Here is an 8,221-nt window from a genome sequence, read left to right as displayed (position 1 = left end):
CTTTGGCACATCGTGATGCCGCAGGGAAGAGGAGGAGTCCATACCATTATCCTATATTAATCAGGGAAATTATTTAGGGCCAAATCCTTACCCGTTGCTCATCCAATCATAAAATCATAACCCACTTTCGAGCGTTTTTAATTTATCAAGATAAGGGGATTTCAGTTTATAAATTTTGGCGGGCCGATAGGCACCCTGTCTGGATAATTGCCCCGTCACTTCTTCAATCACATCCATTTCCGCTATTTTTCGCCTGAAAGACACTTTATTGAGTTTTTCATTAAGACAAATTTCATAGATCTTTTGTAAAGCCGGCAAGGTAAACGTCTCGCCTGCCAAAAAACAGGGTAAAGAAGAATATTGCGCTTTATTTCTGATGCGGCTGACAGTAGCTCTTATAATTTTCGCATGATCGAAAGGCAGTTCCTTCATGTCATCAATGTCGGCCAATGATGCCAAAGGAGTATTCGCCGCTTCAATTACTTCCAGGGGCACCAAGGCAAAATAAACCACAGACACCGACCAGCCTCTCGGATCTCTGTATTTACCGGAAAAAGTTTCCAGTTGCTCCAGATAAGGCGGGCGTATGCCCATTTTAGTCTTTAAAACCCGTAGCGCACTATCCAGACAGTCATTATCTTCCTGCTCATGCACATACCCTCCGGGCAGCGCATAGTGATCTTGAAAAGGCGGGTTTTCGCGTTTCAGCAACGCCACATGGAGCGTGCTGTTTTTTATGGTCAACAAGACCACATCAATGGTTTGGATGATGCTTGAGGTCATAATGAAAAACATAGTTAGTTTCATTTTTATACTAATTAAATAGTAAATATTGTCAACCTTAGTGGGACGTTAATTTTTTATTGGATATTTAGTTGCAAATTGAAACTAAGTAAACTATGCTTATCCCAACTGCTAAAGGAGAGAGGCATAATGAAAAAGAACATTCAACTTGTCATTATTGACGCGCAAAATGACTTTTGCGATTTGCCGGAAGGCTACCGTCCGACGATTCAAGGTGTCAAATATACATCTTCGCTGCCTGTAACCGGCGCGCATCAGGACTGTTTGAGAATAGCCAGGCTGATTAATGAGGGCGGCGCAGGGATTACGGCAATCGAGGCTTTCATGGATACGCACCAGTACCTGGATATGGGGCACGTTTCTTTCTGGATGGATGCCGACGGCAATGCATTGACCGAGGCAGCCAGGATCACCTTGAATGATGTGATTGGAAAAAAATACCGCCCGCGCATGGCAGGCGCGATGGAAAAAATCGTCTCCTATTTTGCGCAGCTGGAAGCAGCAGGGATCGGAAGCATTTCTGTATGGCCGGTTCATTGCCAGATAGGGTCATTTGGCCACAACATACATGCCGATATCCTGGCTGCGTGCAGCGCATGGGAAAGCCGGCAATTGAAGCCTGTCGATTATATCCGGAAAGGCGAAGACCCCTGGTCAGAACATTATTCGGCATTGCAAGCGGAAGTGGCAGATCCAGACAAACCTTCCACTTTACTGCGGCGGGCTTCCATTGATAAATACCAATCGGCAGATTTGGTCCTTTTTACAGGCGAGGCGAGCAGCCACTGTGTCAGCAAGACTATTTGGGATGCGGTGAATAACCTCGGCATTGAATGCCGGGAAAAAATGGTGGTGCTGACGGACTGCATGAGCGCAATCCCGGGCTACGAAGCCAAAACGCAGGATACTTTCAACAATCTGGCGGCCATGGGGCTGCGGCTGGTTACTTCGGCAGAGATCCTGCCCGAATTAATGGCAAACAAATAACAAGAACATAAGGAAATAAACGGATGATAGTGAAAAGCCTGTTAGAAAACGATATGTACAAGTTCACCATGTGGCAGGCGATGCTGCATAAGAATCCTGGCGCTATGGCTAAATACAAATTCTTATGCCGAAGCACGCCTGAATACCCATTGTCGCAATTGGCCGACGATCTCAATAAGGAATTGGATTACCTGTGCAGCTTGTCTTTTCAAAAGGATGAGCTGGACTATTTGAGATCCTTGCAACTCTTTAGCAGCGATTTTATTGCCTTTCTCGCCATTTTCAGATTTCAGAGGGATTTTATCAGGGTCGCTGTAGATAAAGACGTATTGATGATCGATGCCGAAGGCCCGCAAATCCATATCATGGGTTTTGAAATATTTTGCTTATATATCGTTTCCGAACTGTATTTCCGGCGCTTCGATCAGGCGGCATTGCTTCAGGAAAGCCGCAACCGGCTGCAGCGGAAGATCGGGCTGGTTAGAGATCATCAATTCAACAGAAAACATCCTTTTGAATTTTTCGATTTCGGATTAAGAAGGCGTTGGTCGTGGTCGTGGCAGGATGAAATGGTCCGGACATTAAAAGCCGAACTGCCTGAGTACTTTAAAGGGACCTCTAATGTTTATCTGGCAAAAAAATACGGTCTCACGCCGATCGGCACGATGGCGCATGAGTATCTGCAATCCTATCAGGCAAGTTCTTGCAATCTGCGTGATTTCCAGAAAAATGCCCTGGCCGACTGGCTGAAAGAGTTTAATGGCTCCCTGGCAACCGCACTGACGGACACGATCAGCATGGATGCTTTTTTGAATGATTTGGACCGGGCGCTTGCTGTCTCGTACGAAGGCTTGCGCCATGACTCCTCATGCCCTTTCGAGTGGGGCGAAAAAGGGTTGGCGCATTACGCAAAACTGAATATTGATGCCAGCACCAAACGCTTAGTTTTTTCCGATGGCCTGGATTTTCAGCTGGCGTTGGAGTTATACGAGCACTTCGCCGACCGCATTAAAACCGGCTTCGGTATCGGTACTCATCTTACTAACGACGCTGGGATCAAGCCATTGAATATTGTCATGAAACTGATGAGCCTGAACGGCCGGCCCGTTGCCAAGCTGTCCGATGCGCCAGGGAAGACGCTCTGTGAAGATGACGTTTACGTGGCATATCTGAAACAGGTTTTCAATTACGCCGCCTAAATCGGGAGAAAAGGAATGATCAAGATTGCAATCAACCAAATGAATTCAACCGTTGCTGACTTTCAAGGCAATACGGCAACCATGATGGACGCCATGAGGCAGGCGGATCAAAGCAGAGCCGATTTACTGGTGTTCCCGGAATTGTCAGTGTGCGGCTATTATCCTTATGACCTGATCGATGAACCTTTCTTTCAGGATCAATCAGAGCAAGCCTTGACGGATCTGCTGGCGTTTTCAAAACAGGTTTCGTCACTAACGACCATTATCGGCACGGTCCGCAAAAACTCGGGTCAAGGCAAGCCTTTTTATAACGCCCTGGTGGCGATCAGAAACGGGGCCATTGTGACGGAGTATTACAAACAACTGTTGCCCACCTATAACGTCTTCGATGAAAGACGGCATTTTGAGCCTGGCCCCGTGGCGCCTTGCGTCATCACGGTCGGCAACACCAAAATAGGACTGATCATTTGTGAAGACGGCTGGAACGACAGCGAAACGGAATACAGGGAAAATCCCTTTAAACAGTTGATGGCGCAAAAGCCCGATCTGGTCATCAGCATCAACGCCAGCCCGTCCAATATCGGTAAACGCGAGCAGCGCCATGACATCATGTCCAACGTGGCCGCGCGTTATGAATTGCCTTTGCTGTACGTGAATTCGGTGGGCGGACAGGACAGCCTGGTATTCGACGGAGCGTCATTTGCCATGGACCGGAAAGGAGCGCTTGTTTTTGAAGCGGCGCGTTTCAGCGCTACCCAGGAATATCTGGCTTTTGATATCAAGGAAGCCGGCTTCCAGTCAGGTGCCGACGCCATTAAAGCGATGTCCGACAACGAGCTGGCTTTTAATCAGATTGTATTGGGGCTAAGAGATTATGTGCGCCGGTGCGGCTTCAAGAAAGTGGTCGTCGGGTCCTCGGGCGGCATTGATTCGGCCTTGACGCTGGCTTTGGCGGCGGAAGCATTGGGGCCAAAGAATGTGGTGGCGATTACCATGCCTTCTGTTTTTTCAAGCGCGGGCTCGGTAACGGATTCCGAAGCGCTGTGCAGCAATCTGGGTATTGAGTTGATTGTCCACCCCATCAAGGCTTTGGTGGAGCAATATGCCAGGGATTTCAGTTCGGCTTTTGCCAGGACCTTGAAAGGTCTGACTTTGGAGAATCTGCAAGCCCGTATTCGTGGTACCATTTTAATGGAGTATTCCAATGAATTCGGGGCTTTGTTGTTATCAACAGGCAATAAATCCGAGATATCCGTCGGTTATTGCACGTTGTATGGCGACACCAACGGCGGCTTGAACCTGATCGGTGATTTGTATAAAACGGAAGTTTATCGTTTATCCCAGTATATCAATGACCGTGCGGGACGCGAAATGATACCTGCGGACATTATCAGCAAAGAACCTTCTGCAGAGCTGGCGCCTGATCAGAAAGATACGGACAGCTTGCCGCCTTATGAGGTTTTGGATGAAATTTTGAAGTATATAATTGAAGGCAAGCAATTATCCAAAGCAGAGTATCAACGGGTAAAATCTTATGTGGATCAGCTTAACGAAACAAATCAAGGGCTGGTCGATAAAATCGTAAAAATGATTGCGCGGAATGAATACAAACGCTTTCAAGCACCGCTGATCATCAGGATTCGGGCAAGAGCGTTCGGCAACGGCAGACAGATGCCAATCGCAGCAAAATATTAAAAAATACATACGCATGAAAAAGAAATTTAAAGTAGCCGTTGTGATCGGCCGCCATCAGATCTCTCACGTCGGGCATGAATTATTAAAGCGCAAGGCGCTGGAGATCGCGGAACAGGTGATCATTATTATCGGCTCATCCTTCCAGTCGCGGAATCCAAGAAATCCGTTTAAATGGACAGAGCGCCGGGAAATGATACTTTCGACACTGTCGGAGGAAGACAAGGCACGCACAGTCTGTGTCCCTATCCGTGATTACTACAATGATGACCGTTGGAATGCCGAAGTTAAAAGGATTGTCGGCGAGTACGCCGCTCAGGATATTGCGCTCGTGGGACATAAAAAGGAAACGGATATTGATACGTACTATTTGGATCACTTCCAGGAATGGAGTTACCTTCCGGTTGAATCGGATATCAAAATCGATGCCTCGGAACTGAGGGCTGTCTATTTTGAAGCGGAAGATGTGAGTGTGTCGCTTTCGGCGATATCCGACTGGATACTGCCGCCTGTTAAACAGTTTCTGAAGGCGTGGTCGCTGAGAGCCGAGTACCGCGAGCTGGTGAAGGAATATAAACAAGTGAAGCATGAGCAGGACTTATGGCGCGGAAGCCCTTATCCCGTTATTTTCAGTACCGCTGATGCCGTCGTTAAAATAAACAATTCCGTGTTATTGGGCAAAAGAAAGCATTGCCCGGGCAAGGGATTGTGGGCTCTGCCTGGCGGGTTTGTCGAAAAAGATGAACGCGTTTTTACAGCGGCCCTGAGAGAGTTGAAGGAAGAGACGCAGATAGGCCTGATGCCTGTAACGCTGATCAATGACTTTAAAGCCGTTAAAGTGTTCGATCATCCCAAACGGTCCTGTCGCGGGCGCGTGATTACCCATGCCCACTTCTTTGATTTGAGAGGCGCCAAGTTTCCGGCTATTAAAGCCGCCGATGATTTGGAAGAGGTGACCTGGATAGCGATCGATCAGCTCAATGATATGGAAGAGCTGTTTTTTGAGGACCACTTTCACATCCTGAATGAGTTTTTAGGTTTGCGTTGAAAAAATAATACGTCTCGCCTGATTTTGGTTACTCGAGGCTCGGCGGCAGTTTTTCTGCATGGCAGTTGCTTCCTTGATATTGCTATGCAATCATTGCCGCCCCTTACCATTGATGTAAGGGTGAGGCGAAATTGTCCGCGCGAACGGAAATATTGTCGCTGATATACGTCCGGCTCAGGTGAAATCTTTTCTTTAGTGTCCCGTTGCGGGTATCGGGAAAGAGAAGATATTAGCGGCGCCAAGGCAATCGGCATTGACTTTTATCGGCAATCCAATAACATTGGCCGGATATGGAGAAAATGGTATAAACGGCAAAACTGGCATCGGCCGTTTATAGGCGGACGTTCAGAATTGGATGCATCTTTGTTTCAGGAATAAAAACAAACATGGCGGTTACACAAAAAAATCGGAAGATTCAGGTCTTTACCTCGCTTGGTGAAGATACCTTACTGTTTTATCAGATGCACGGCCGGGAGGGCTTGAGCGAGCCGTTCGAGTATCGCGTGGATCTGGTCAGCGAAGACCGGGCCATCGACCCCAAAAAAATTCTGGGCGAACCCATCGTCATCAGGCTGCAGATGGAGACCGGCAACTGGCGCTACTTCCACGGCTACGTCAGCCGCTTCGGGCAAGGCAGCGACCTGAATGGCTTGGCCTGCTACCACGTTGCAGTCCAGCCCTGGCTGTGGTTCCTCACCCGCACCTCCAACTGCCGGATCTTCCAGAACCAATCCGTGCCCGAGATTATCAAGCAAGTCTTTCAGGATCACGGCTTCAGTGACTTCAAAGTAAAGCTGAGCGGCAGCTATGCCACGCGCGAATATTGCGTGCAATACCGCGAGACGGACTTCAACTTTGTCAGTCGGCTGATGGAAGACGAAGGTATTTACTATTATTTCAGCCATGAAAAGGACAAGCATTACCTGGTCCTGGCCGACTCCGGCAATGCCCATGATCCGTTTCCGGGCTATGACAGCATCCCTTACCATATCGACACCGGCTCGACGGACCGTACCCGCAAGGACCACATTCAGGCCTGGTCCTTTACGCACGAAGTCCAGCCGGGCGCCTATGAACTCACCGATTACGACTTCAAGAAGCCGAAAGCCGACCTGCGGGTCAAAGCCCTGCTCATGGAATCCCATGCCCGGGCCTGCTATGAGCTCTTCGATTACCCCGGCCGCTACACGGAAACCGGCGTCGGCGACAACTTCGTCCGCCAGCGCATCGAGGAACAGCATGCCCGCTTCGAACGCGGCGAGGGTAGCGGCAACGCCCGCGGCCTGGCGGTCGGCTGCCGGTTCAAGCTGAAAGAATTTCCGCGCCAGGACCAGAACCGCGAATACCTGGTGATTTCGGCCAATTACCAGCTGAAACTGGATGAATACGGGTCCTCCGGAGCCGCTGCCGGCGAAGACAAGCTCTTTGACTGCAGCTTTGCCGTCCAGGACAACAAGCGGCCTTACCGCGCCCCGCGCAGAACACCAAAACCCCATGTTCAAGGTGCGCAGACTGCCTTCGTAGTGGGGCCTGCCGGCGAGGAAATCTATACCGACCAATACGGCCGGGTGAAGGTCCAGTTCCACTGGGACCGCTACGGCAAGGCCGATGAAAACAGCTCCTGCTGGGTGCGGGTGTCGCAGCCCTGGGCCGGCAAGAGCTGGGGCATGATCGCGCTGCCCCGCATCGGCCAGGAAGTGCTCGTCGACTTCCTGGAAGGCGATCCCGACCAGCCCATCATCAGCGGCCGCGTGTACAACGACGGCTCGATGCCGCCGTACAAACTGCCCGACAATGCCCATATCAGCACGATCAAGACCAACTCTACTAAAGGCGGGGACGGCTTCAACGAATTGCGCTTCGACGACAAAAAAGGCGAGGAACAGGTGTTTATCCATGCCGAGCGCAACCTGGATGTGCGCGTTAAGAACGACAGTCTGGAGTGGATCGGCAACGAGCGGCATCTGATCGTCAAAAAAGACCTGCTGGAGCAAATCGACGGCGACAGGCATTCAACGATCAAAGGCGACAGCAACGCGGCGGTGGTCGGCAGCCTTTCCCTCAAGGTCGATCAGGATCTGCAGGAAAAAGTGGGCATGAAGCATGCGCTCGATGCCGGCCAGGAAATCCACTTGAAGGCCGGCATGAACGTCGTCATCGAGGCCGGCGCCAGCATCACCCTGAAAGCCGGCGGCGGCTTCATCGTCGTCGGGCCTTCCGGCGTGACGATCTCCGGCACGCCGGTCCTGATCAACAGCGGCGGTTCGGCCGGATCGGGTTCGGGCTGTGCGCCGGATGCGCCCAAAGCGCCCAAGGAAGCCGACCAGGACAAAGCCGGCCAGGTTAATGAAGCCAAAGCCGCCTCGCGGCCGCCCAAGCCGACCGTCTACGGCCCCTCCGCTCAGGTACTGAAAGAAGCCGCTGAGAGCGGTGCGCCGTTCTGTGAAAAGTGCGCGGAAGCGGCCGCGGGCAATAAAGCTTGAGGGCCGCG

General features: G+C 50.6%; 6 protein-coding genes. 5 read left to right on the top strand and 1 reads right to left on the bottom strand.

The window, feature by feature from the left end; genetic code table 11:
- Positions 1-114: 114 nt before the first annotated feature.
- Positions 115-783, bottom strand: a complete 669-nt coding sequence (locus IT781_RS10625) for an NUDIX domain-containing protein (RefSeq protein WP_194970129.1) — start codon at positions 781-783, stop codon at positions 115-117.
- A 150-nt stretch (positions 784-933) separates the two neighbouring features.
- Here IT781_RS10625 and IT781_RS10620 point away from each other — a divergent pair, with 150 nt between their 5' ends.
- The 5 genes from IT781_RS10620 (at position 934) to IT781_RS10600 (ending at position 8,213) form a co-directional block, all read left to right on the top strand.
- Positions 934-1,791, top strand: coding sequence for a cysteine hydrolase (locus IT781_RS10620; protein ID WP_194970128.1), 858 nt, complete (start codon positions 934-936; stop codon positions 1,789-1,791).
- Positions 1,792-1,814: 23 nt separating this feature from the next.
- Positions 1,815-2,990 (top strand): nicotinate phosphoribosyltransferase, encoded by a 1,176-nt coding sequence (gene pncB, locus IT781_RS10615; RefSeq protein ID WP_194970127.1) that lies wholly within the window; start codon positions 1,815-1,817, stop codon positions 2,988-2,990.
- A 15-nt stretch (positions 2,991-3,005) separates the two neighbouring features.
- The gene (locus tag IT781_RS10610; protein WP_194970126.1) at positions 3,006-4,685 is read left to right on the top strand and encodes an NAD+ synthase; all 1,680 of its coding nucleotides are present in this window, start codon (positions 3,006-3,008) and stop codon (positions 4,683-4,685) included.
- A 13-nt stretch (positions 4,686-4,698) separates the two neighbouring features.
- The gene (locus tag IT781_RS10605; RefSeq protein WP_194970125.1) at positions 4,699-5,730 is read left to right on the top strand and encodes an NUDIX domain-containing protein; all 1,032 of its coding nucleotides are present in this window, start codon (positions 4,699-4,701) and stop codon (positions 5,728-5,730) included.
- A gap of 386 nt (positions 5,731-6,116) precedes the next feature.
- Positions 6,117-8,213 (top strand): type VI secretion system Vgr family protein, encoded by a 2,097-nt coding sequence (locus IT781_RS10600; protein WP_194970124.1) that lies wholly within the window; start codon positions 6,117-6,119, stop codon positions 8,211-8,213.
- The last annotated feature ends 8 nt before the right edge of the window (positions 8,214-8,221 follow it).

Origin of the sequence: Methylobacter sp. BlB1, assembly GCF_015476545.1 — a bacterium.
Taxonomy (GTDB): Bacteria; Pseudomonadota; Gammaproteobacteria; order Methylococcales; family Methylomonadaceae; genus Methylobacter.
This window is presented reverse-complemented; position numbering and strand designations above follow the sequence as displayed.